A 24000-nucleotide genomic window follows, 5' to 3' on the forward strand; every position below is an offset into this window, starting at 1 on the left:
GCTCAGCCGCCGATCCGGGTGATGCGCAGCGCGACCGCCGCGCCTTCAGGCAGCGCGACCGGCGCCGAGACGCGGTCCCAGGCGTCGTTGCGCTGCACCTCGGTGAGCGTGAAGCGGCGGCCGACCGGCGTGACCGTCATGTTCCAGGTATCGATGACGTCGACCTCGAACACGTCGCCCTCCTCGGGGCGCTCGCCCGGGAACCCGATCGGCAGGCGGAACTCCCACGAAGCGGGCGCGGAACGCCCGAGGTACTGCACGTACTGACGGCGGGGGATGCCGGCGACATGCGCCGGGTCGTCCCACTTGTCGATGGGGTCGAGGCCGACCATGTCGAGCCCCTCGAGCACCTCGCGGAGGAACCCGAGCCGCGCCGGCGAGTCGCCGCGCAGCGGCCCGCCCTCGACCATGTGCAGGCTCCCCGACGGCGTCACGAAGCTCTCGCCGTGCGACGCATAGCACCCCGCCACTGTCGTCACCCAGAACTGGTGCACGAGCTGCTCGGCGTCGAGATGGCCCCAGCGCTCGGGGATGTCGCCCTCGTACTTGATCTCGTCGAGCACGACAGGCTTGCCCCACACGTCGCGGTAGAGGTTCGCGCGGCCGAAGTCGGCGGTCACCGAGCCGTTCTGGATGGACGCGTGCGTCACCCACGGCTGGTTGTTGTCGTACAGCTCGATCCAGTTGTGGATCGAGCGCAAGTGGTCGTACGGGTCGACCTCGGCCAGCAGCGCTCCGGTGCGGTCCCACCGGTCGTCCGGCCGTTCGAGCTGGTCGAACTCGTTGCACAGCGACCACCACACGTGCGGATGCGCGGCCAGGCGGGCGACGAGGTAGCGCAGGTAGGCGGCATCCTCGTCCTCGGTCAGTTCGTTGAGGCCGAACTGACCTCGGTCGTAGGCGTTGTAGATGAGGACGTCGGCCTGGATGCCCCGTTCGCCGAGCAGTTCGACGGCGCGGTCCAGGCGCTGGAAGAACGCGGGCACGGGCTTGCTGACATCCCAGCGACCGCCGTCGGTCTTCTCGAACGGCATGAGCGCGGGCACGTGCTCGACGTAGCCGCCGCCTTGCGGGAAGACCATGAACCGGAGCTTGTTGAACCCGGCCTCGGCGATCGCGTCGACGGTCTGCGTGAACAAGGGCTCGTCCTGGTGCAGCCAGTTGTACGCCGTCGCGCCCACCGGACGCAGCGGCGTGCCGTCGGCGTGCGCGAAGTGGAACCGGTGCGCGACGCGCACCGGGCCGTGGTCGGCGCCTCGCTCGACCGCGAACGTGCCCGTGCGACCGGCGAGGGACGGGTCGTCGCTGTGTGTCTCCCACGCCCACTCCCCCTCGAGATCGGGGGCGAAGCGGACGCGGTATGTCGTGCCGCCGTCCCAGAATCCCGGCACGTCGCGCTCGGTTCGGGATGCCGCATGCCGCAGCCGCACCGTCAGCGGCGTGCGATCGGCGGGGATGACGGCAGCGCCGTCGAAGGTCAGCTCGATCGGGCGGTACAGCTGATGGGACATCCTTGTCGTCCTCCGACTCTGGGTGATGAACGGGCCGATTGAAACGTTATCAACACTTTTGCATAATCTGCTTGACTTGAATAGACATGCAATGCAACAGTCTTCGTGTTACCGGTAACACGTCGCATCGACCGGTTCATCCTCCCCCACGCGACAACGACGTTCCCCAGAGCGGAGAAGACAGACATGAAACTTTCGCGCACGAGTGCGCTTGCGATCACCGCCGTGCTCGCGACCGGACTGCTCGCGGGCTGCAGCAGCTCGCCGTCCACCGAGGCCGACGGCGACGTCGAGCTCACGCTGTGGGCTCGCGGCAACTCGGTGCCCGACGAGGTCGAGCAGATCCTCGCCGATCAGTTCCCCGACTACGACATCACCTTCGAGAACATCCCCGACATCGAGGACAAGCTGCGCGCCGCCCTGCGCTCGGGCAGCGGACTGCCCGATGTCGTCGTGATGGGAGGGACGCTCCCGGCGTTCTTCTCGGTCGCCGACAAGTTCGTCGATCTCTCGGAGCAGGCCGACGAGAGCGATGCCGTGCAGTGGGGCCTGGACCTCGGCAAGGCGCCGGACGGACGTCAGGTCGCCCTGCCGACCGACATCGGGCCGTGGGGGTTCTTCTACCGCACCGATGCCCTCGAGTCCCTCGGATACCCCACCGAACCCGACGAGGTCGCCGCCGCGGTGGACTCGTGGGACGCCTACCGCGAACTCGCTCAGGCCGCCGCGGCATCCGGGAGCTTCGTGTGCGACCACGCCGGTCAGGTGTACCAGGCGCGGCTCGCGCAGGAGGGCTACGCGTACTTCGCACTCGAGGACGGCAAGGACGTCAACATCGTCGACGACGCCGATGCGCACGACGCGTTCGTCGAATCTGCGGCCCTGGCCCAGGACGACCTCTGCGCCGACGCCGAGCCCTACACGCCCGAGTTCAACGCCGCGCTCACCCAGGAGGACATCGTCGGCTTCGTCGGTCCGGCGTGGGAGGACGGCCTGCTGAAGTCGGCCGGCGAGCTGCAGAGCGGCAAGTGGCGCGTGACCACGGTGCCGGGCGGTCCCGCGGCCACGGGCGGCAGCTTCGTCGCCGCTCTCGCCGCGAGCGCGCACCCCGATGCGGCGGCCGAGGTCGCGGCCTACATCGGCGGCCCCGAGTTCCAGAAGATCGGCTACCTCGAGAAGGGCCTGTTCCCGGCATCCGCGGGCGTCGCCGAAGACCCCGAGGCCGCGTCGCCGCAGGATTACTACGGCGGCCAGGACACACTCGGAGCGCTGGCTCAGACGGCTGCCGACGCGCCCCTGGTGTACCAGGCGCCGAACAGCGGGGCCATCCGATCGCAGTTCTTCGTCGCACTCACCGACCTCGCCTCCAACGGAGAGGACCCCGAGAAGGTCTACGACGCCCTCGTCGAGAAGAACTCGGCCGAGTGACCACGACGGGGGCGGCGGTGCGCCGCCCCCGTCCTCAGGGAGCACCTTCATGACCTCGACCATGACCCGCGCCGCGGCGACGCCGACGGCGCCCCCACCGCCCCGGCCGCGCCGCAAGCGTCTGCGCTACTGGCGCGAGTACCTGGCGATCTCGCCCTTCTACATCCTCTTCGCCGTCTTCGGCCTGTTCCCCCTCGTCTTCGCCGTCTACCTCTCCATGACCTCGTGGGACGGGCTCGGCGAGCCCGAGTGGGTCGGCTTCGACCAGTTCGAACGACTGTTCACATCGGGCGAGTTCGGCTCGGCGCTGGTGAACACGGTCATCATCTTCGTCATCGCGCAGGTCCCCGTGATCCTCGCGTCGCTGGGCGCCGCCGCCCTGCTCAGCTCTCCGCGCCTGCGGGCGAAGGGCCTCTATCAGACCCTGTTCTTCCTCCCCCAGGTGACCTCGATCGTCGCGGTCGCCATCGTCTTCCAGTCGCTGTTCTCGAACGAGTACGGCATCATCAACTCGCTGCTCGAGGCCGTGGGCCTGGGCGCCGTGCCCTGGATGACGACGGAGTGGGGTGTGCGCCTGGTCGTGGCGCTGATGATCTTCTGGCGCGGTTTCGGCTACTTCGTCGTGATCTTCCTCTCCGGCATCTCGTCGATCCCGCCGTCCCTCTACGAGGCCGCGCGCCTGGACGGCGCCGGGCCGTGGCGCATCCTGCGTTCGATCACCGTCCCCATGATCTGGCCGACGATCCTGTTCGTCGCGGTGACGGGCACCATCAGCGGCTTCCAGATCTTCACCGAGCCGCAGGTGCTCACCAACGGTCTCGGCGGGCCCGGAGGCTCGGTCGTCACGCTGATGTTCCTGCAGGTCGGCTACATGGGCGCGACGCTGCCCACGGTGATGCCCGACCTCGGCTTCGCGACCGCGATCGGCTGGGGCATCTTCGTGGTGCTCATCCTGCTGGCGATCCTCAACTCGCGCGTCATCGCCCGCCGACGGAAGGACGCCTCATGAAGCACGGTCGCCGCGCTTGGCTGCAGCATCTGGTGCTGATCCCCGCAGCCGCGCTCTTCGCCTTCCCGTTCTACTGGCTGATCGTGATGTCGACCAGCACGACCTCCGACATCTTCTCCGCTCCGCCCCGGCTGATCCCCGGCGGCGAGCTCATCGACAACATCACCCGGCTGTTCACCCGCGTCGACTTCAGCCAGGCGTTCGTCAACTCGGTGTTCGTGTCGGTGACCGCGACGCTGCTGACCGTCGCGATCGCGGCGCTGTCGGGATTCGTCTTCGCGATGTACCGCTTCCCCGGCCGGGACTGGCTGTTCGGCATCCTGCTGGCCACGATGACGCTGCCGACGGGGGTGATGCTCGTCCCGATGTTCCAGATCTACGTCGACCTGGGCTGGCTCAACACCTACCTGCCGCTGATCGTCCCGGGGGCGGCGAGCGCCTTCGGCATCTTCTGGATGCGGCAGGCCGCGCGCGAGGCCGTGCAGTACGAGGTGATCGAGGCCGCGCGCGTGGACGGCGCCGGGTTCCTGCGGGTCTTCTGGCATGTCGGCGTGCCGGCGCTGCGGCCCGCGATCGCCGGCTTCACGGTGTTCCAGTTCATGTGGAACTGGAACGAGTACATGTGGCCGCTGCTCGTGCTCAACGACTCCGATCTCTACACGCTCCCCGTGGCGCTGCAGCAGCTCAACGGCAACTTCGGCATGACCGACTATCCGATGGTCATGGTGGGGACGCTCCTGGCCACGCTCCCGCTGATCCTCGTCTTCCTGGTGTTCCGCCGGCAGGTCATGAGCAGCGCGACGGCCGGCGCGGTGAAGGGATGAGCAGCACGATGCCGGACACAGCCGAACCGATCGACCGGCGCGCCGTCGTCGCGCGCCACCGGATCCGCCGCGAGCAGCCGGATGCCGAGGCGCCGCTGAGCGTCGGCAACGGGGAGTTCTGCTTCACCGCCGACGAGACCGGGCTGCAGACCTTCGCCGACTGGCACAGCCGGGCTGCGGCGCGTGCCGAGGGCCGCAGCGCGACACCGCTGGGCACCCAGGCGCAGTGGGCGTTCCACTGGGCGCCGAATCCGGGCGGTCTGCAGCTCGATGACACCATGGTGCGGTTCGAGCGTCCGGACGGGTCGCCGGTCACGTACCCGACGACCTACGACTGGCGTCTTTCCGAGGAGGAGGCGCGCCGCCTGCAGCCGGCAGGCTACTACTACTGGGTGAACCCGCAGCGGCTGCATCTCGGGCGGATCGCGTACCGCCTCACCGATCCGGACTCCGGCGCGGTCGTGGCCGATCCGCGTGCGCTGGATGAGACCGAGCAGCTGCTGGACCTGTGGACCGGCATCCTCGACAGCGCCTTCTCGCTGGGCGGCCGGCGCACGCGGACGCGCACCGCCGTGCACCCGTCACGGGATCTCGTGGCCGTCTCTGCCTCGTCGGACCTCTTCGCCGACGGCGCGGCATCCGTCCGGATCTCGTTCGCGACGGTGCACGACACGTGGGAGGCGGACGAGGACTGGACGCGCCCCGACGCGCACTCCAGCGACGTCGAGATCCGCGACGACGGCACCGCTCAAGTGACCCGGCTCGTCGACGGCGCCGCCTACTGCGTCCTGCTGTCGGCGAAGGGATGCCGCATCACGGCACCCGAGCGGCACGTCGTCGAGCTCGTGCCCGAGGGCCCCGACATCGAGTTCTCGGTCGAGTTCGTCCGGGCGGCATCCGATCGGACCGTCCCCCCGGCGAGCGAGGTGTTCCGCATGGCGGCGGCGCACTGGCCCGAATTCTGGAACGACGGCGCGATGGCGGACCTGTCGGCATCGGCCGACCCGCGCGCCCCCGAGCTGGAACGCCGGATCGTGCTGTCGCAGTACCTCACCGCGATCCAGTGCGCGGGCTCGACGCCCCCGCAGGAGAGCGGGCTGGTGTGCAACTCCTGGGGCGGCACGTTCCACCTCGAGATGCACTGGTGGCACGCCGCGCACTTCGCGATGTGGGGCAGGCCCGGACTCCTCGAGCGCAGCCTGGACTGGTACCGCCGGGCCCTGCCGTCAGCGCGCGAGAACGCGCGCCGCAACGGCTACCCGGGCGCCCGGTGGCCGAAGCACATCGGCCCCGAAGGGGTCGAGAGCCCGAACGAGATCGGTCCGCTGCTGGTGTGGCAGCAGCCCCACCCGATCTCGTTCGCCGAGCTCATCTACCGCGCCCGCGAGGAGGATCCCGCCGTGCTCGACGCATACGGCGAGCTCGTGGACGAGACCGCCGAGTTCCTTGCGGGCTTCGTGTGGTGGGAGGACGGCGTCGCGCACCTCGCGCCGCCGCTGATGCCCGCCCAGGAGCGGTACGACGCGACCACGACGTGGGATCCGACGTTCGAGCTCGCCTACGTCGCGTGGGGCCTGCGCACGGCGTGCGAATGGCGGCGGCGCCGCGGACTGGACGTGCCGGCGGCCTGGTCCCGTGCGGCCGCGGCGATCGCACCGCCGCCCCGGTCGGACGGCGTCTACGACGCGGTGCGCGGTCAGACCGCCCTCGTCGACCACCCGTCCCTCGTGGGCGCGTACGGATTCGTCCCCGACACCGGGCTCATCGACCCCGCGACGATGGGCCGGACGCTGGACCTGGTGCTCGAGCAGTGGGAGTGGAACTCCACGTGGGGCTGGGACTTCCCGCTGCTGGCGATGTGCGCCACGCGGCTCGGCAGGCTCCCGGCCGCGTTCGACCTGCTGCTGACCGACCTGCCGCGCAACCGCTATCTGTCGAACGGGCACAACTTCCAGGTGCCCAACCGGCTGCCGCTGTACCTGCCCGGCAACGGCGGCCTGCTCGCCGCGTTCGCGATGCTCGTGACCGACGACGACGGCGGCGCCCGCACCGGTCTTCCCGATGACTGGGACGTCCGCGTCGAGGGTTTCGCTCCCCGGCCCTGACACGCGCACGCCTCCGATTCGACGACGGAAACGGAACCAGATGACCACGACGCCCCTGACCGGGATGCTGCGACCGACGCAGAAGTCCACCGAGCTGCTCCTCGCGCCCACGCACCGCGCGGGCGACTGGAACAGCCACGGCGTGGACTGCCCCTTCGTCTTCCGCAGGGACGGCGTCCTGGGCATGACTGTCGTCGGCTGGGACGGGCGCGGCTACCAGACCGGGCTGTCGTGGCACGACGGCCACGCCTGGTCGGCGCCGCAGCTCGTCTTCCCGCGCGACGAGGCCTCGCCGCACCGGCGGCACAACGCGGCGCTCACCGCCTTGCTGCGCGACACCGACCTGTATGGCGCCGGCGAGCTCATCGCCGTCGACGGGTGGTACTACGGGACGTACCACGCGTATCCCGACGCGGGCTATGAGGCCGGCTCGGCCGTGATCGGGTTCGTCCGCAGCCGCGACCTGCGGCACTGGGAGGACGTGGGCGACATCCTCCGCCCCGAAGAGGGCGGCGACTGGGAGCGGGGCGGGCTCTACAAGTCGTACCTGCTGCGGCACGACGGCCGCTTCTGGCTCTTCTACAACGCGAAGAACCGGGTCTCGGGCAGCTGGGTCGAGCAGACCGGCGCGGCGGTGTCGGACGACCTGGCCTCTTGGCAGCGCGTCTCGGACGCCCCGCTGCTGTCGATCGGCCCCGCCGGATCGCCCGATGACCGCTTCGCCTCGGACCCCTTCGTCCTGCGCGCTGCGGACGGGACCTGGATCATGTTCTACTTCGGCCTGCGGGCGGGTGGACCGGCCGTCGACCTGTACGCGACATCGCCCGACCTGGTCGAGTGGACGAAGTCGCCGGACGTGCTGGTGCACCCCGGCGCGCCCGGCGCCATCGACGACTGGCACGCCCACAAACCGGCGGTCATCCGCACGGACGACCGCCTCGAGCACTACTACTGCGCCGTCCAGCGCCTCGCGGAGCCCATCGACATCGACGGCTACCGCCAGTTCGAAGGGCGCGGGATCGCCCTCGCCTGGTCTCAGGTCCCGGGCTGAGGGCCGACCTCGGGGCGCTGCGGCCTCGTGAGGATCACGCCCGACGACGACCCAGCGTGCTCTCACGCGGGACGAGCACGGGCATCAGCTGCTGATGGACCGCTGCCAGCGGCCGCCCCTGGATCGTCTCGAAGAGCGCGTCGACGACGATCTCTCCGACCTCGCGATGGCGCCGGCTCACGCTCGAGATCGGGATGAGCGACGCCTCCGCGAACTCGTTGTCGTCGTAGCCGATGAGCGCGATGTCGCCGGGGACACGGATGCCCTCTGCGGTGAGCGTGCGCAGCATCCCGAGCGCCAGCAGATCGTTGACCGCGAAGACGCCGTCGGGCCGCTCGTGCGGCGGCCGGGACGCGATGGCCTCCCCGATGCCGCGTCCCGCCGACACGGAGCGCTCCGCGACGTCGAACGCCTCGAAGGCGATCCCCCGCTCCCGGGCCGCGGTCTCGGCCCCCGCCCGTCGCGCGGCGACCTGCACGATGGAATGCGGACCTCCCACGAACGCCACGCGGCGGCATCCCACCTCCGCGAGATGCTCGATCGCGAGGCGGCCGCCGGCCACCTCGTCGATCGACACCGAGGGCTGCTCCGGCGACGCCGCGTGCTGCCCCACCAGCACCGAGGGCGTCCCGCGGCGACGCAGCAGCGCCAGTCGCGCCTCGACCTGGTGATGCGAGGCGACGAGGAGTCCGCGCACGTGATGCTGCGCGAAGGCGTCCAGGTACGTCGCCTCCCGTTCCTCGTCGTGCTGAGGATCGGCCAGGAACACCGAGAGCCCGAGCTGCGCCGCACGGTTCTGCACGCTCGCGGCGACCTCGCCGAAGTGCGGATTGCCGATGTCGGAGGCCAGGTACCCGATGACGCTGCTCACCCCCAGCCGCAGCTGGCGGCCGGCGCTGCTCGGCACGAAGCCCACTTCGTCGATGGCATCCGCCACGCGCTGCGCCATCGTCGGCGACAGCAGCTCGGGGTGGTTGAGGTAGTTCGAGACCGTCCCGACCGCGACACCCGCCTGCGCGGCGACGTCCTTGATCCCGGCCGGCACCGTCAGCGCCAGTCGTGCTCGGCCACGAAGCCGAGGCGTTCGCGGATGCGGCGCGTCGACATGAGGGACTCGAACTCGCCGAGGTCGTCGGCGACGGGCGTGCCCGGGAACCACCTCTGCGCGAGCTCGCGCGAAGGCGCCGCACAGCCCGAGTCGGGCGCGGCGACGTTGTACACCTCGAAGCCGGGGGCGGCGTGCGCGAGCGCGAGCGACACGGCCTGCGCGCCGTCGCGCGCGTCGACCCACGACCCGAGCAGGTCGCGGCGGTAGCCGGGCTCGGCGGCGCGCTCGAACGTGTCGTAGTCGTCGGCGGCCACGACGTTCGTGAAGCGCAGCGCGGTGATCGAGGTCCCGGGCGCCCAGTGCACCAGCTGTCCGGCGATCGCCTCTTCGGCCACCTTGCCCAGGCCGTACGTGTTGTTCGCGCGCGTGTAGTCCTCGTCGACCGGCAGCGAGGGCGGTGCCTCGTCGAACGGGAAGCCCATCGCGGTGATGCTCGAGGCGAGCACGACGGTGCGGATGCCGGCGCGGTGCGCGGCGAACAGCGCGTTGAAAGACACCGCGACGTTGTTGTGGAACGTGGCCGCGTCGGGCACGAGCCCGTTCACCGGGATCGCTGCCAGGTGCACCAGAGCGTCGAGTCCGTCGTGGCGGGCGGTGACCGACAGGAATGCGTCGAGCGTCTGCCCGAAGTCGGTGAGATCGACGCGCGTGAACCCCGGGCCGGGGATGCCGGCCAGGTCGAAGCCCGAGACGACGTGCCCCTCGGCGCGCAGCCGCTCGACCGTCGCGCGGCCGAGTTTGCCGCCGCTGCCGGTGACGCCGATCCGCATGCCGTACCTCCCTGTGCGAGCTGTCGGCATCCCGACTTGAAACGTTTCGTTCTGGATGCCACACTCACTGTACACCGGAACCGAAACGTTTCATTTCCTCTAGGAAGGACCTCGATGTCCGTCATCGTCGACGCGCCCCGCATCGAACACCACCGCGAGCCGCTCGGCATCGGCGAGCGCGCTCCCCGCCTGTCGTGGCGCATCGCCGACGCCCCCGCCGGATGGCGGCAGGCCGCCTACCGCGTCGAGCTCGAGCAGCACGGCGCGACCGCGACCCACGAGGTCGACGGCGCCGAGCAGGTGCTCGTCGACTGGCCCGGCGAGCCGCTGCGCTCGCGGGAGCGCGTCGCCGTGCGCATCGCCGTCCGCGGCGCCGACGGCCAGTGGTCGGCGGCATCCCCCACCACGACGCTCGAAGCCGGACTGCTCGAGCCCTCGGACTGGCTCGCGCGGCCGGTGGGTGCGTTCCGCAACGAGAACCCGCACTCCGACGAACGGCGCCCGTCGCTCGTGCGCCGCGGCTTCGACGTGCGCGACGGGCTCGTGCGCGCCCGCCTGTACGCGACGGCCCACGGCGTCTACGAGGCCGAACTCAACGGCCGGCGCGTCGGCGACGACACCCTCTCGCCCGGCTGGACCGTGTACGGGCAGCGCCTGCGGTACTACACGTACGACGTCACGGACCTCGTACACCCCGGCGCCAATGCGCTCGGCGCGTGGCTCGGCGACGGCTGGTACCGCGGACGCCTCGGCTGGCGCGGCGGGTTCCGCAACGTCTACGGCTACGACCAGTCCTTCCTCGGCCAGCTCGAGCTCACCTACGCCGACGGCACGCGCGAGGTCGTCTCGACCGACCTGTCGTGGCGCTCGGCGCCGAGCCCGATCCTGCACAGCGGCCTGTACGACGGCGAGGACTACGACGCCCGCGAGGAGCAGGAGGGGTGGTCCACCGCGGCATTCGACGACTCGGCGTGGGAGGACGTGTCGGAGCGCCACCGCGACCCCGCGACACTCGTCGCCCCGACCGCCCCGCCCGTGCGCGCGACGCAGGAGCTGCGGCCCGTCGAGGTGCTCACCGGCCCGAGCGGCACGCGCATCCTGGACTTCGGGCAGAACCTCGTCGGGCGTGTGCGGATCCGCGTGAGCGGACCGGCCGGAGCGACGGTCACCCTCCGCACCGCCGAGGTCATGCAGGAGGGCGAGATCTACACGCGCCCGCTGCGCGCCGCGCGCTCCACCGACAACTACACGCTCGCCGGCCGCAGGAGCGAGGAGTGGGAGCCGCGGTTCACCTTCCACGGCTTCCGGTACGTCGAGGTCACGGGCTGGCCGGGCGACCTCGACGCCGATGTCGCGACGGGCGCCCTGGTGGCGCGGGTCTACCACACCGACCTCGAGCGCACCGGGTGGTTCGAGTCCTCCGATCCCGCCCTGAACCGCCTGCACGAGAACGTCGTGTGGGGCATGCGCGGCAACTTCGTCGACATCCCCACCGACTGCCCGCAGCGCGACGAGCGCATCGGCTGGACGGGTGACATCCAGGTGTTCGGTCCGACCGCCTCGACGCTGTTCGACGTGTCGGGCATGCTGTCGGGCTGGCTGCGAGACGTCGCGCTCGAGCAGCTCCCCGACGGCACCGTGCCCTGGTATGTGCCGGTGATCCCCGCCGTCGACAAGTGGACGCCGCTGCGGCCAGGCGCCGCCTGGGGCGACGTCGCGACGCTGCTGCCCTGGACGCTGTACGAGCGCTTCGGCGACGCCGGCGTGCTGCGGGCGCAGTTCGACAGCGCACGCCGCTGGGTGGACCTGCTCGAGCGTCGCTCGGGACCGTCGCGGCTGTGGAACACGGGGTTCCAGCTGGGCGACTGGCTCGACCCTGCCGCGCCGCCGAACGACCCCGCCGACGCCCTGACCGACCGCTACCTCGTCGCCACCGCGTACTTCGCGAAGTCGGCACGGACCGTCGCGCGCATGGCCGGGGTGCTCGGCCTCGCCGCAGAGCAGGCACACTACGACCGGCTCGCCGACGAGGTGGCCGCGGCGTTCGTCGCCGAGTACGTCCACCCCGACGGCACCATGACCAGCGACGCGCAGACCGCCTACGCGCTGGGACTGCAGTTCGACCTCATCACCGACCCCGGAATGAGGGATGCCGCGGCCGCCCGCCTGTCGCAGCTCGTGCACGAGGCGGGCAACCGCATCGCCACCGGCTTCGTCGGCACCCCGCTGGTCTCGGACGCACTGAGCTCGGGCGGGCACGTCGACACCGCGTACGACCTGATCCTCGAGCGCGAGTGCCCCTCGTGGCTGTACCAGGTGGAGCAGGGCGCGACGACTGTGTGGGAGCGGTGGGACTCGCTGCTGCCCGACGGCACCGTCAACCCCGGCACGATGACCTCGTTCAACCACTACGCCCTCGGCGCCGTGGCGGACTGGATGCACCGGGTGATCGCGGGCCTGGCACCCGCAGCGCCCGGCTACCGCCGCATCCGGTTCGCCCCGCGGCCCGGCGGCGGCCTGACCTCCGCGTCGGCCCGGCAGCTCACCGCGTACGGCGAGGCGGCGATCTCGTGGCGCATCGCCGACGGCAGGCTCCACGTCGAGGCGACGGTCCCCGTCGGAGCCGAGGCCGTGCTGGACCTGCCCGGTGCCGACGAAGAGACGCTGGGCGCCGGCATCCACTCTCGCGAGATCGCGATCGGCTGAGCGGTCGCGCCGGAGGATTTCGGGTGCCGCCGGGCGCGGCATCCGAAATCCCCGGTCGGTCTGTGAAACCCGGGGTCACGGGCACTGGCGCCGCGGGCCGAGAGTGAATATCCTTTCGTTAGCGAATCCGAATACACCTTGGATCGCCGCGATCGGAGACACCGTGCCACTCACGCCGTACACCCGCCCCGCCGACGGGCAGGTGCGCCTGCTCACGAAGGTCGCCCGCATGTACCACGAGCGGGGCGTCCGGCAGGCCGACATCGCGGCCGCGCTCAATATCTCACAGGCGAAGGTCTCGCGTCTGCTGAAGCGTGCCGAAACCGTCGGAATCGTCCGCACCATCGTCACCGTCGCCCCCGGCGTGTACGCCGAGCTCGAAGAGCGGCTCGAAGACAGGTACGGCCTCGCCGAAGCCGTCGTGGTCGACGTCGACCCCGAGGCCGACGAGCGCGAGCTGCTCGCCTCGCTCGGCGCCGGCGCCGCCGCCTACCTCGAAGCCACCCTGTCGGGCGGCGATCGCATCGGCGTCTCGTCGTGGAGCCAGACGATCCTCGCGATGGTCGACCGCATGCGCCCGTTCACGGTGCGCGGCGCGACCGAGGTCGTGCAGCTGCTCGGCGGCATCGGCGCCCCCGAGGCGCAGAGCCATTCCAACCGCATCCTCGGCGAGCTCGCCCGCACGCTCGGCGCCGATCCCGTCTACGTACAGGCGCCCGGCGTGGTCGCCGACCCCGCGATCCGCGACAGCCTGCTCTCGGACCCCTCGATGCAAGAGGTCACACGGCACTGGAACGAGCTCACCATGGCGATCATGGGGATCGGCAGCATCGAGCCCTCGGACGTGCTCGCCACCAGCGGCAACGCCTTCGCCGACGACGAGCGCCGCTCGCTGATCGATCAGGGCGCGGTGGGCGACATCTGCCACCGCATCTTCCGCGCCGACGGGTCCCTCGTGCGCGGGGCGCTGGATGACCGCATCATCGCCATCACCGTCGAGAACCTGCTGCGCATCCCGCGCCGCGTGGGCATCGCCGGCGGCGACCGCAAGCTCGAGGCGATCCATGGCGCCCTCGCCGGCGACTGGGTGACGACCCTGGTGACCGACCTGCGGTCGGCCGAAGCCCTCGCCGAGCGCTGAGGTGTTCGGCTGCTCGGCCGAGGCCGGCGGGGTCAGCGCCCCAGCGACTCCGCCAGGCGCTCGACGCCGAGCCGCGGACTCGTGAGCACCGGGACGCCGACCGACACGGCTTCGGCGGCGGAGGCCATGGATGCCTGAGCCAGCACGATCACGTCGGCCTCGGCCGCACCGCGCTCGATCGCGGCGGCCACCAGGCTGTCGTGCGTGGCACGATCGCCTCCCGCCACGGCGGCGAACGCGCCCTCGATGACCTCACTGGTCACCTCGGGCTCCACGCCGGCGAGCGCCGCGCGCTCGTGCAGCAGCCCCAGGGTCGGGCGGCACGTCGTCGGCAGCGTCGCGAGCACCCGGATGCGGCGGCCGGCCCGGACCGCGGCATCCGCCATCGCCTCGTCCACGCGCAGCACGGGCAGCCCCGCGGCCGCGGCGGCCGGGGCCGCCAGCTCGGAGATCGACGAGCAGGTGAACAGGACGGCGTCCGCTCCCCCTGCCGCCGCCGCGCGCACCAGGTCGTCGACGCGCTCGGGGACCGATGCCGACCGCTCGTCGTCGCCGAGATCGGCGACGATCCGGTCGTCGAGGTAGTTCACGACCGTCGCGCCGGGGATCAGCTCGGTCGCGAGCGCGCCGAAGGGCGCGATGTTGACGGCGCCGGTGTGCAGGAAGGCGATACGGGGAGCGGCCTGTGTCATGTGACCAGTCTTTCTGCTTTCTCAGCCCTTCAGGGCGCCGCCGGCCATGCCGGCCATGATCTTCTTGTTGAGCGTCAGGAAGACGATCAGCAGCACGACGATGTTGATGCTCACGGCCGCGAACAGCGGGCCGTACTGCGTCGAGCCGTACTCGTCGCTGAGGCTCAGCAGCCCCACCTGGATCGTCGCGAGCTCGGGACGGGTCGTGAACGTCAGCGCGATCAGCAGGTCGTTCCACACGCTGAAGAACTGCACGAGTCCGACCGTGAGGATCGCGTTCTTCATCATCGGGATGCCGATCACGAAGAACGAGCGCAGCGGACCCGAGCCGTCGACGGTCGCCGCCTCGAAGATCTCGCGCGGCACCGAGCGGAAGTACGTCGCCATGAGGAAGGTCGTCAGCGGCAGGCCCATCACCGTGTACGTGATGATCAGCGGCAGCAGCGTGTCGGTGATCCCCATCCGGAAGTACACGATGAACAGCGGCACGAGGATCATCTGCCCAGGCACCATGATGCCGGCGAGCACGTACAGCAGGACCGCGTTGCGGCCTTTCCAGATCATGACCTCGAGCGCGTAGCCGGCGGCGACGCCGATGAACACGATCAGCAGCACCGACGGGATCGTCACGATGATGCTGTTGAGGTAGTTCTGCGCCACGTTGCCGTTGGTCAGCGCCGCGATGTAGTTGTCGAAGTTCCATGTCTCGGGCAGCGACAGCGCAGGGTTCGAGAGGAACTCGGACTGCGTCTTGAACGAGCCGAGCACCATCCACACCTGCGGGTACAGCACCACGACCATCAGCAGCGCCACCACGATCCACACCGGGATGCGGCGCGCGAGGCGCAGCACGGTGCGCTTGGCCTGGCTCGGGGCGGGCTTGCGCCGGGTCGGGACCGCGACCGTGGCCGGGGCATCCATCGTCGTCGTCATGTCAGACCTCCGCCTTGCGCCGCGACGACCGGAAGATCGCGAGCGTGAACACCAGGCACAGCAGCGTCAGCACCAGGGCGATCGTCGAGCCGTAGCCGTACTCCGCGTACTCGAACGCGGTGCGGTACATGTACAGGGTGAGCGGGGCGGTCGACGTGCCGGGACCGCCGCCGTTGAGAGCCAGCAGGCTGTCGAAGACCTTGAGCGTCGAGTTGAGGCTGAAGATGATCGACGACAGCAGGATCGGCAGCGACAGCGGCACGATGATGTGCCGCACGAGCTTGAGCCCGTTCGCGCCGTCGAGTCGTGCGGACTCGATGACCTCCTCGGGGATGTCGAGCAGGCCCGCGTACAGCAGCACGGCGTAGAAGCCCATCGAGCCCCACAGCGTCATCACGATCGCGGTGGTCATGGTGCCCGCCGTCGAGGCTAGCACCTCGACGCTCTCGCCGCCGAAGAAGTTGATGATGTCGTTGACCGGCCCCTGGTTCTGGCCGACCGCGACGAAGCTCTTGAAGAGCAGGGCGACCGCCACCGTCGGCAGGATCGCGGGGAAGAACACGATCGTCCGCACGAAGGACGACCCCTTGCGCAGCACGAACACGTACAGCAGGGCGAGGCCGTAGCCGAGGGCGACCTGGCCGATCGTGGCGACGACGGCGAAGAAGATGCTCACCCACATCGACTGCAGGGCGGCGCTGTCGGTGAAGAACGTCGCGAAGTTCTGGAATCCGACCCACTCGAACCCTCGGAGCGTGTTGCCCTCGAAGAACGACAGGCCGAACGACCATGCCACCGGCACGATCTTGAGCAGGGTATAGAGCAGGAGCGCAGGCGCCAGCAGGATGAAGATCGTCTTGCGATCTCCGAAGATCGAGTTCATCGGGCGGATGCCTCTCCCGGGGATTTCTGGAGTGTGCCGGCCACCTCCGAGCCTAGGCCGAAGCCGGGGCGGGAGGAGGCCGGCACGTTCGTCACTTGTTGGCGTCGAGGCTGGCCTGGAGGTCCTTCATGTAGTCCTCCGGGCTCATCTGACCCGTGGTCAGCAGCGTGACGTTCGTCGAGGCGAGCGAGTTGCTCTTCGGGTCGAACAGCGCCTCGAACCACAGCACCGTCTCGTCGATGCCCTCGATGCGCTGCTGGATCTCGGCGGTGTTCTCCGAGATGTCGGTCACGTCGCCGTTGACCTTGAAGCCCGAGATGACGCCCGCGTCCTGCAGCGCCTGCTGGCCGTAGTTCTCGGCGATGCAGCTGATCCAGTCCTGCACCTTGGGGCCGAACTGCTCGGCGTTGACGATCATCGGCGCGCCCGCGTTGGCCGGGTACTGGTCGATGCTGCCCTTGCCGCCGTCGACCGAGGGGAACGGCATGAAGCCGACGTTCTCGCCGCCGATCTGGTTGCGGTCGGGGTCGTTGATCGCGCTCAGCAGCCACGTGCCGTCGTAGGTCATCGCGGCCTGGCCGGTGAGGAACATGTTCGACGAGGTGTCGCCGTCACGGGTCGAGAAGCCCTCGCCGAAGTTGCCGGCCTCGGCGAAGTCCTGCAGCGCCTTGGCGCCGGCGACGTACTCGGGGTCGGTGAGCTTGGCGTCGCCCTTCTGGATCGCGACCATCGCGTCGGGTCCGACATTGCGGTAGATGTACATGCCGAGGATGCGGGTGAGCGGCCAGCCCTGCGCACCGGCTTCGGTCATCGGCACGACGCCGGCCTTCTGCAGCTTGGCGGCGTCGTCGACGAGGTCGTCCCACGTCTGCGGCTCTTCGATGCCGTTGTCGGCGAAGATCTGCTTGTTGTAGAAGATGCCCTCGATGTTGTACTGGTACGGCATCGAGAACATGCCGCCGTAGACCTGCTCGACGGTGGATGCCGCGGCCGGCAGCACGTTGTCCCACGTGCCGGCGTCTTCGAGCGCGGCCTTCAGGTCGCCCACGAGGCCCGCCTTGCCGAGGTCGCCGTCCGGACGGATGAGCGCGGTGCCGGCGATGGTGTGCGTCGCGAGGGCGCCCTGGCTGGCCAGCAGCGTCACCTTCTGCACGACGTCGGCCTGCGCGACCTTCTGATGCTCGATGGGCAGCGCCTTGTTCTCGGCCTTGCAGGCACCGGCGGCGAGCGCGTCCAGCTCGTCCGACAGGACCGGGTTCTCGTTCGCGGTCATGACCGTGAACTTGTCGGGGTCGGTGCCTCCGGCGCCGCCGGCGTCGGTGGATCCGGGGGCGGCGGTGCCGCCGGCGCAGGCGGCGAGCGGCACGACCGCGGCGAGCGCGATCCCGAGCGTCGCGATGCGGCGTCGGTTGCTGCGTGTGTTCATAGCGTCCTCCTTGACGACGACCATGCGGGTGAAAGGTACGACCACGACAGTAGGCACGATTTCAACGTGTGTCAACAGTCAGTACTGAAATTCTATTCACTTTGAGACGATTCAGGGTCTAGACTGCATTTCCATGCAGCGTTGCGAGAACTTGCATCACCTGCTTAGTCTGACCCGCAACGGTCCTGTTCTTGCCGCGACGCCGCGACGAGCACGAGACTGAACGCCACTCGGAAGGAACCGACATGACCGCCACGACCGCGACCCGGGCGCACGCCCGGTTGCGACCCCTCGGCGCTGCGAACGCACGCTGGGCCAGCGGCTTCTGGGGAGATGTCCACGATCGCACGCGCGACGTCACGATCCCGCAGATCTGGTCCTCGCTCAGCGATCCCGCGGTGAGCCCCGGCCTCGCCAACTTCCGCATCGCCGCCGGGCTCGATGCCGGCGAGCACTCCGGCCCGCCGTTCATGGACGGCGACTTCTACAAGTGGCTCGAGGCCGCGATCGCCCGGCTCGAGACCGATCCGGACCCCGAGCTCGCCGAACGCCTGGAGCAGATCGCGCAGCTGATCGCGTCGGTTCAGCGACCGGACGGCTACCTGCACACGCCCACGATCATCTCGACCCGCAACCACGAGGACGCCATCGCGCTGGCCGACCGGTTCAACTTCGAGACGTACAACCTGGGGCACCTGATCACCGCAGGCGTCCGCCACTACGAGGTCACCGGATCGACGACGCTCCTGGACGCGGCGCGAAAGGCGGCGTCGTTCCTCGAAGACCTCGCCACGAACAAGCCGCTGGAGCTCGCCCGCAGCGCGATCTGCCCCTCCCACTACATGGCGGTGATCGACCTGTACCGTGCGACCGGCGACGAGCAGTACCTGCGGCTGTCCGAGGCGTTCATCCGCGTCCGCGACGACTTCGAGGGCGGCGACGACAACCAGGACCGGGTGCCGGTGCGCGAGCAGACTGTCGTGGCCGGGCATGCCGTGCGCGCCAACTACCTGTACGCGGGCCTGGCCGACCTCGTCGCCGAGACCGGCGACACCGAGCTGGAGGCCGTGCTCGAGCTGCTGTGGCGCGACGTCGTCGACACCAAGCTGTACATCACCGGCGGCGCGGGCGCGCTCTACGACGGCGCCTCCCCCGACGGCTCGCCGTGGCAGGGCGACATCAGCCGTGTGCACCAGGCCTACGGCCGGGCGTTCCAGCTGCCGCACACGACCGCGCACAACGAGTCGTGCGCCAACATCGGCCTGATCCTGTGGGGTGAGCGGATGCTGGCGCTCACCGGCGACGCGGCCTACGCGGACGTGATCGAGCAGGTGGCGTTCAACAGCCTGCTCTCCAGCATCAGCCTCGCGGGCTCGGAGTACTTCTACACGAATCCGCTGCGCCAGGTGCGGGACCTCCCCTATCCGCTGCGCAGGCCCGGCGATACGGCCATGCACCCGGTCCCCTCACCGCCGCCCTCGGACGAGCGTCTTCGCGAGCCCTACCTCAGCTGCTTCTGCTGCCCCCCGAACATCGCGCGCACGCTCGCGCGGTTCCACGAGCGTGCGGCGTCGCTCGGCGCCGACGGCCTGTACGTCCACCTGTACGGCGGCAGCGCGCTCGACGTGACGGCCGAGGACGGCAGGCGCCTCGCCCTCAGCGAGGACGGCGGGTACCCGTGGGGCGAGACCGTCGCCTTCACGGTCACCGCTGCGGTGCAGGATGCCGGCGGCCAGGGCCTCCCCCTGCACCTGCGCATCCCGGGGTGGGTGTCGGGCGCGACGCTCACCGTGAACGGCGAGGACGTGCCGGTGACCGGCCCGGGGACGTACACCCGCGTCGAGCGCGAGTGGCAGGAGGGCGACGTGATCGCGCTGATCCTGCCGATGCCGGTGCGCGTGCTGCGCGCCCACCGCCTGGCCGAAGAGGCGACGAACCAGGTCGCGGTGCGCCGCGGCCCGGTCGTGTACTGCGTCGAGTCCGCCGATCTGCCGGAGGGCGTCGTGCTGGAGCAGGTGGCGCTGCGCCGCGGCGCGGCGTTCACGCCGGTCGAGACCGAGGTCGCCGGGCAGCGCGTGGTGGCGATCGACACCGAGGCCGTCATCCTGCCGCGCTCCGACGAGGACGCCCTGTACGACGACGTCGCCGACGTGCCGCTCACGACGACCCCGGTGCGCCTGGTCCCGTACTTCGCGTGGGGCAACCGCGGCGCCGGCGAGATGTCGGTCTGGCTCCCCCTGGTCTGGTGACGCGCATGGAACACGTCATCGCGACCTACGTCATCGAGACCTCGCTGCCGCTGCAGCGCGCGGCCGAGGTGCTCGCCGGCGAGCAGTCCACAGGTACATTCGTCCGCGTCGAGCGCGAATCCGACGACCTGCGTGCCCGGTTCGCCGCGCAGGTGGAATCGCTCGAGGAGCTCCCGCTCACCGGCGCCTCGCCGCTGCCGGGGTCGGTGGGCGACCCCGCACTGCGCCGCCGCGCGCGCCTGCGGCTGCGCTTCCCGCTCGACAACTTCGGCCCCTCGCTGCCGAACCTGCTCGCCGCGGTGGCCGGCAACCTGTTCGAGATCAAGGAGCTGTCCGCGATCCGCCTGGTCGACCTCGAGCTGCCGCCGGCCTTCGCCGAGCGGTACCCGGGCCCGGCGTTCGGCGTCGAGGGCACCCGCCGGCTCATGGGGCGGCCTGACGGCGCCATGATCGGCACGATCGTCAAGCCCAGCATCGGCCTGTCGCCCGAGGATCTCGCCGAGGTGGTGGGGCAGCTCGCGGAGGCGGGCATCGACTTCATCAAGGACGACGAGCTGCAGGGCAACGGCCCCTCGGCGCCGCTCGCCGCCCGCGTGGCGGCGGTCATGCCGGTGCTCGAGCGCTACGCGGACCGCACCGGCCGCAAGCCGATGTACGCGTTCAACATCACCGACGACATCGGGCGACTCGAGGCCAACCACGACCTCGTGGTGGCCGCCGGCGGCACGTGCGTGATGGCCTGTGTGAACCTCGTGGGCCTGCCGGGGCTGGAGTTCCTCCGTCGCCACAGCAGTGTGCCGATCCACGGGCACCGCGCCATGTTCGGATCGTTCGGACGCTCCGAGCAGGTCGGGATAGGGTTCCGTGCGTGGCAGAAGCTCGCCCGCCTGGCCGGCGCCGACCACCTGCACACGAACGGCATCAGCAACAAGTTCTACGAGACGGACGACCAGGTGCTCGACTCGATCGCCGCGGTCCGCGAACCGCTCCTGGGGCTCACCCCGACCGTGCCGGTGCTGTCGTCGGGGCAGTGGGGCGGGCTCGCGCACGCGACCTATGCCGCCGTGGGCACGACCGATCTGCTGGTGCTCGCCGGCGGCGGCATCCACGGTCACCCCGACGGGGCGGCTGCGGGCGTCGCGAGCATGCGCGACGCGTGGGCGTCGGCGGCGCGCGGCGAGAGCGCCGACGACGCGTACTCGTCCTCGCCGGCGCTGCGACGGGCTGCAGAGCTGTTCGGGCCGGTCCGTGCGTAGCGAAGGCCCCGTCGTCTTCTACGGCGACGACTTCACCGGCAGCGTCGACGCGCTGCTGCAGTTCGCCCGGCGCGGGTGGACCGGCCGGCTCTTCACCGAGCTCCCGGATGCCGCCGCGCTGGCCCGCGCGGCGGCCGAGGTCGACGTGGTCGGGGTGGCGGGCATCTCGCGATCGCTCGGCCGGGACGACATGGACGCCGAGCTGCGGCCGGTGTTCGCCGCCTTCGCCGCGCTGGGTCCCGCGCTCGTGCAGTACAAGGCGTGCTCGACCGCGGACTCAGCGCCGCACGTCGGAAGCCTCGGGCGCGTCGTGGAGCTCGCCCGCGAGGCGTTCGGCGAGCGGCCGGTGCCGATGCTGTTCGCGCAGCCCGACTTCGGCCGCTACACCGTGCTCGGCCAGCACTTCGCCGCCGAGCAGGGCGTCGTCTATCGCCTCGATCGGCAGCCCACGATGTCGCAGCATCCGTCCACGCCGATGACCGAGGCCGATCTGGCCGTCCACATCGGACGCCAGACGATGCTGCCGGTCGGCGCCGTGTCGCTGCTCTCCTACGATGGCCTGGCCGCACGGCTGCGCGCCGCCACCGATGCCGCCGTCGTGCTGGACGCCCTCACCGACGAGCATCTGGTCACCGTGGGCGCGGCGCTCGGAGCGCTGCCGGCGCCGGTGTTCGCCATCGGCTCCGGCGGGCTGTCGCACGGCGTCGCGGCGGCATCCCCCGGCGACGGGCCGGCGATCCCGGCCACTTCGTCCGCCACGGGCCCGGTGCTCGCGGTGTCGGGCAGCCGCTCGGCACAGACCCGGCGGCAGGCCGATGCCGCAGCCGCCGCCGGCTGGCTCGTCCGCGCTCTGCCGCTCGATGCCGCCGCGCTCGCGTCCACGACGGCCGAGGTGCGCGACGCGCTGCGGGCCGGGCGGAGCGTCGCGCTCACCTCCGACGACGCCGACATCGGCGCCGCCGGCGAGGGGCCCCTGCTGCCGGCGATCGCGGAGGCCGCGGCATCCCTCATCGCAGCGATCGCGCGCGACGGAGCATCGCGACGGATCATCGTGTGCGGCGGCGACACGTCGAGCCGCGTCACGCGGCTGCTCGGCGTCGAGGCGCTGTCGATCGCCGCCAACCCGTGGGGCAACGTGGTGCTGCTGCGGGCTCACTCCGACGACCCCGCGATCGACGGGCTCGAGCTGCTGCTCAAGGGCGGCCAGGTCGGCGCCGACTCGCTGTTCACCGACGTCGCCGCCCTCGCACCCGCCCGGTAGGGTCCCTGGGGTGAGCCGCTTCTTCGTCGTCCCCTCGTCCTACGTGTATCTGCGCCGCGGGTCGTCCGTGCTGCTGCAGCTGCGGCAGAACACCGGGTACATGGACGGATGCTGGGCCGCCGGCGCGGCCGGGCACATCGAGCTCGGCGAGACCGCCGCGGGCGCCGCGGCGCGCGAGGCCCGCGAAGAACTCGGGCTCGCTCTCGACCCCGCCGCGCTGCTGCCGATCGCGGTGATGCAGCGCACCGACGGCACCGACAACCCGATCGAGCAGCGCGTCGACTGGTTCTTCGCGTGCGACGACTGGGTCGGCGAGCCGCAGATCCTGGAGCCGCGCAAGTGCGCCGAACTCGCCTGGTTCGACCTCGATGCGCTGCCCGAGCGCATGCCGGAGTACGAGCGCACCGCACTCGAGGCGCTGCGCGACGGACGTTCGGCGACCCTGCTGTCGTCCGGTTTCTAGCGCCCCGCGCTGCCGCCTCGCTCATCCGACGCGTTCGCCGGGCGCTCTCTGCTCGCGAGACCGGGGGTATCGGCTGACACCGGGGGCGACGCCATGGGTCTCAGCCAGAACCCCCTGCCTCGGCGGCCAGATCCCCGGTCTCGTCGCGGTGCGACTTGCCGGAGCGTCCCATCGCACCGCACGATCGAATCGGGCGCCGATAGTCGGGCGCGCGCCGGAGAACTCGACGAATCTGGAGAGCGAAGGGAGAAGCCATGATCGCCACGCTCAACCAGCTCGCCGACGTCGTCGAGGACCATCTCGCCGATGACCTCGACATCGCCGAGTTCGCACGGCGCCACGGCACCACCGAGTACCACCTGCGGCGGACGTTCTCGGCGCTGGCCGGGATGCCGCTGTCGGAGTACGTCCGACGTCGGCGCATGACCGTGGCCGCGGCGGACGTGCTCGGCGACGACGACCTGCTGAGCATCGCGGTGCGTCACGGGTACGGCTCGACCGAGGCGTTCGCCCGCGCGTTCCGCGCGGTGCACGGCGCAAGTCCCGGCGACGTCCGCCGCGACCGCAGCTCCCTTCGCGCCCAACCCAAACTCAGGTTCCGCCTGACCGTCGAAGGAATCATCCCCATGGACACCCGCATCACCGACCGCCCCGCGTTCCGCCTCATCGGCCACGCCACGCGCGTGCCACTCATCCACGAAGGAGTCAATCCGCACATCCAGGCGCACATCGCCTCACTGCCCGCAGAGGAGCACGCCCGGCTCAAGCAGCTCAGCAGCACCGAGCCGGCAGGTCTGCTGCAGGTCTCAGCCGACGTCGATCCCGACTACACCGAGGGCACTACGCTCACGTATCTGCACGGCGTAGCTGTCGACGCCGTCGCCCCCGTACCCGATGACCTCGATGCGATCGAGGTCCCCTCGGGAACGTGGGCCGTGTTCCGCACCGCCGGGGACTACCCCGCAGCCCTGCAGCAGACGTGGGCGGCGACGGCTGCCGACTGGTTCCCGTCGAACCCGTGGCGCCTGCGCCCCGGCCCGTCGATCGTCGCGATCCTGGACCGCTCCCCCGACTTCACCACAGCGACCAGCGAGCTGTGGCTCCCCGTCGAACGCGCCTGACGCGAGCGCACCACCGCCAGAGCCACCGCAGCGCATCCGGCAGCAGCACGCCGCGGTGGTTCG

General features: G+C 70.6%; 19 protein-coding genes. 12 read left to right on the plus strand and 7 right to left on the minus strand.

Annotation, left to right across the window (positions count from 1 at the left end):
* Positions 1–2: 2 nt before the first annotated feature.
* Complete coding sequence (locus ABEA46_RS15390) at positions 3–1511, minus strand: apiosidase-like domain-containing protein (protein WP_345545589.1); 1509 nt, start codon at positions 1509–1511, stop codon at positions 3–5.
* A 186-nt stretch (positions 1512–1697) separates the two neighbouring features.
* Here ABEA46_RS15390 and ABEA46_RS15395 point away from each other — a divergent pair, with 186 nt between their 5' ends.
* The 5 genes from ABEA46_RS15395 to ABEA46_RS15415 are packed head-to-tail and all read left to right on the plus strand — an operon-like array spanning position 1698 to position 7928.
* Positions 1698–2939, plus strand: a complete 1242-nt coding sequence (locus ABEA46_RS15395; RefSeq protein WP_345545590.1) for an ABC transporter substrate-binding protein — start codon at positions 1698–1700, stop codon at positions 2937–2939.
* A 49-nt stretch (positions 2940–2988) separates the two neighbouring features.
* On the plus strand, positions 2989–3948 hold the full coding sequence (locus tag ABEA46_RS15400) for a carbohydrate ABC transporter permease (protein WP_345545592.1): 960 nt from the start codon (positions 2989–2991) through the stop codon (positions 3946–3948).
* A complete protein-coding gene (locus ABEA46_RS15405) occupies positions 3945–4772 on the plus strand; it encodes a carbohydrate ABC transporter permease (protein WP_345545593.1) in 828 nt (275 codons plus the stop codon). The genes ABEA46_RS15400 and ABEA46_RS15405 overlap by 4 nt, the downstream gene beginning before the upstream one ends.
* An 8-nt stretch (positions 4773–4780) precedes the next feature.
* Positions 4781–6877 carry a hypothetical protein gene (locus tag ABEA46_RS15410; protein WP_345545595.1) on the plus strand — a complete coding sequence of 699 codons (2097 nt, stop codon included), beginning with the start codon at positions 4781–4783 and terminating at the stop codon, positions 6875–6877.
* Positions 6878–6917: 40 nt separating this feature from the next.
* On the plus strand, positions 6918–7928 hold the full coding sequence (locus ABEA46_RS15415) for a family 43 glycosylhydrolase (RefSeq protein ID WP_345545597.1): 1011 nt from the start codon (positions 6918–6920) through the stop codon (positions 7926–7928).
* A 34-nt stretch (positions 7929–7962) separates the two neighbouring features.
* On the opposite strand, the gene ABEA46_RS15420 is transcribed toward ABEA46_RS15415, so the two are convergent.
* Positions 7963–8973, minus strand: a complete 1011-nt coding sequence (locus tag ABEA46_RS15420) for a LacI family DNA-binding transcriptional regulator (RefSeq protein ID WP_345545599.1) — start codon at positions 8971–8973, stop codon at positions 7963–7965.
* Positions 8974–8975: 2 nt separating this feature from the next.
* Positions 8976–9806 (minus strand): NAD-dependent epimerase/dehydratase family protein, encoded by an 831-nt coding sequence (locus tag ABEA46_RS15425; RefSeq protein WP_345545601.1) that lies wholly within the window; start codon positions 9804–9806, stop codon positions 8976–8978.
* A 114-nt stretch (positions 9807–9920) separates the two neighbouring features.
* Between ABEA46_RS15425 and ABEA46_RS15430 the strand changes: the two genes are divergently transcribed.
* Both ABEA46_RS15430 and ABEA46_RS15435 read left to right on the plus strand, forming a co-directional pair.
* Positions 9921–12512, plus strand: a complete 2592-nt coding sequence (locus ABEA46_RS15430; protein WP_345545603.1) for a family 78 glycoside hydrolase catalytic domain — start codon at positions 9921–9923, stop codon at positions 12510–12512.
* Between the two features lie 163 nt (positions 12513–12675).
* Positions 12676–13653 (plus strand): sugar-binding transcriptional regulator, encoded by a 978-nt coding sequence (locus ABEA46_RS15435; RefSeq protein WP_345545605.1) that lies wholly within the window; start codon positions 12676–12678, stop codon positions 13651–13653.
* A 32-nt stretch (positions 13654–13685) separates the two neighbouring features.
* On the opposite strand, the gene ABEA46_RS15440 is transcribed toward ABEA46_RS15435, so the two are convergent.
* From ABEA46_RS15440 to ABEA46_RS15455, 4 genes are all read right to left on the minus strand, one after another.
* Positions 13686–14345 carry an aspartate/glutamate racemase family protein gene (locus ABEA46_RS15440; RefSeq protein ID WP_345545606.1) on the minus strand — a complete coding sequence of 220 codons (660 nt, stop codon included), beginning with the start codon at positions 14343–14345 and terminating at the stop codon, positions 13686–13688.
* A 21-nt stretch (positions 14346–14366) separates the two neighbouring features.
* Positions 14367–15278: a carbohydrate ABC transporter permease gene (locus tag ABEA46_RS15445; protein ID WP_345545607.1), complete on the minus strand. Its 912-nt coding sequence runs from the start codon at positions 15276–15278 to the stop codon at positions 14367–14369.
* 1 nt (position 15279) lies between these two features.
* Complete coding sequence (locus tag ABEA46_RS15450) at positions 15280–16161, minus strand: carbohydrate ABC transporter permease (RefSeq protein ID WP_345545608.1); 882 nt, start codon at positions 16159–16161, stop codon at positions 15280–15282.
* Between the two features lie 91 nt (positions 16162–16252).
* Positions 16253–17587, minus strand: coding sequence for an ABC transporter substrate-binding protein (locus ABEA46_RS15455; RefSeq protein ID WP_345545609.1), 1335 nt, complete (start codon positions 17585–17587; stop codon positions 16253–16255).
* Positions 17588–17832: 245 nt separating this feature from the next.
* Between ABEA46_RS15455 and ABEA46_RS15460 the strand changes: the two genes are divergently transcribed.
* The 5 genes from ABEA46_RS15460 to ABEA46_RS15480 all read left to right on the plus strand — a co-directional run bounded on the left by ABEA46_RS15460 (position 17833) and on the right by ABEA46_RS15480 (position 23937).
* The gene (locus ABEA46_RS15460; protein ID WP_345545611.1) at positions 17833–19836 is read left to right on the plus strand and encodes a glycoside hydrolase family 127 protein; all 2004 of its coding nucleotides are present in this window, start codon (positions 17833–17835) and stop codon (positions 19834–19836) included.
* A 5-nt stretch (positions 19837–19841) separates the two neighbouring features.
* A complete protein-coding gene (locus tag ABEA46_RS15465) occupies positions 19842–21092 on the plus strand; it encodes a RuBisCO large subunit C-terminal-like domain-containing protein (RefSeq protein ID WP_345545613.1) in 1251 nt (416 codons plus the stop codon).
* Complete coding sequence (locus ABEA46_RS15470; RefSeq protein ID WP_345545615.1) at positions 21085–22353, plus strand: four-carbon acid sugar kinase family protein; 1269 nt, start codon at positions 21085–21087, stop codon at positions 22351–22353. The genes ABEA46_RS15465 and ABEA46_RS15470 overlap by 8 nt, the downstream gene beginning before the upstream one ends.
* 10 nt (positions 22354–22363) lie before the next feature.
* Complete coding sequence (locus ABEA46_RS15475) at positions 22364–22816, plus strand: NUDIX domain-containing protein (RefSeq protein WP_345545617.1); 453 nt, start codon at positions 22364–22366, stop codon at positions 22814–22816.
* Between the two features lie 254 nt (positions 22817–23070).
* A complete protein-coding gene (locus ABEA46_RS15480; RefSeq protein WP_345545619.1) occupies positions 23071–23937 on the plus strand; it encodes an AraC family transcriptional regulator in 867 nt (288 codons plus the stop codon).
* Positions 23938–24000: the final 63 nt, after the last annotated feature.

The sequence above is a fragment of the Microbacterium jejuense genome (assembly GCF_039544225.1).
In the GTDB taxonomy this organism is placed as follows: Bacteria; Actinomycetota; Actinomycetes; order Actinomycetales; family Microbacteriaceae; genus Microbacterium; species Microbacterium jejuense.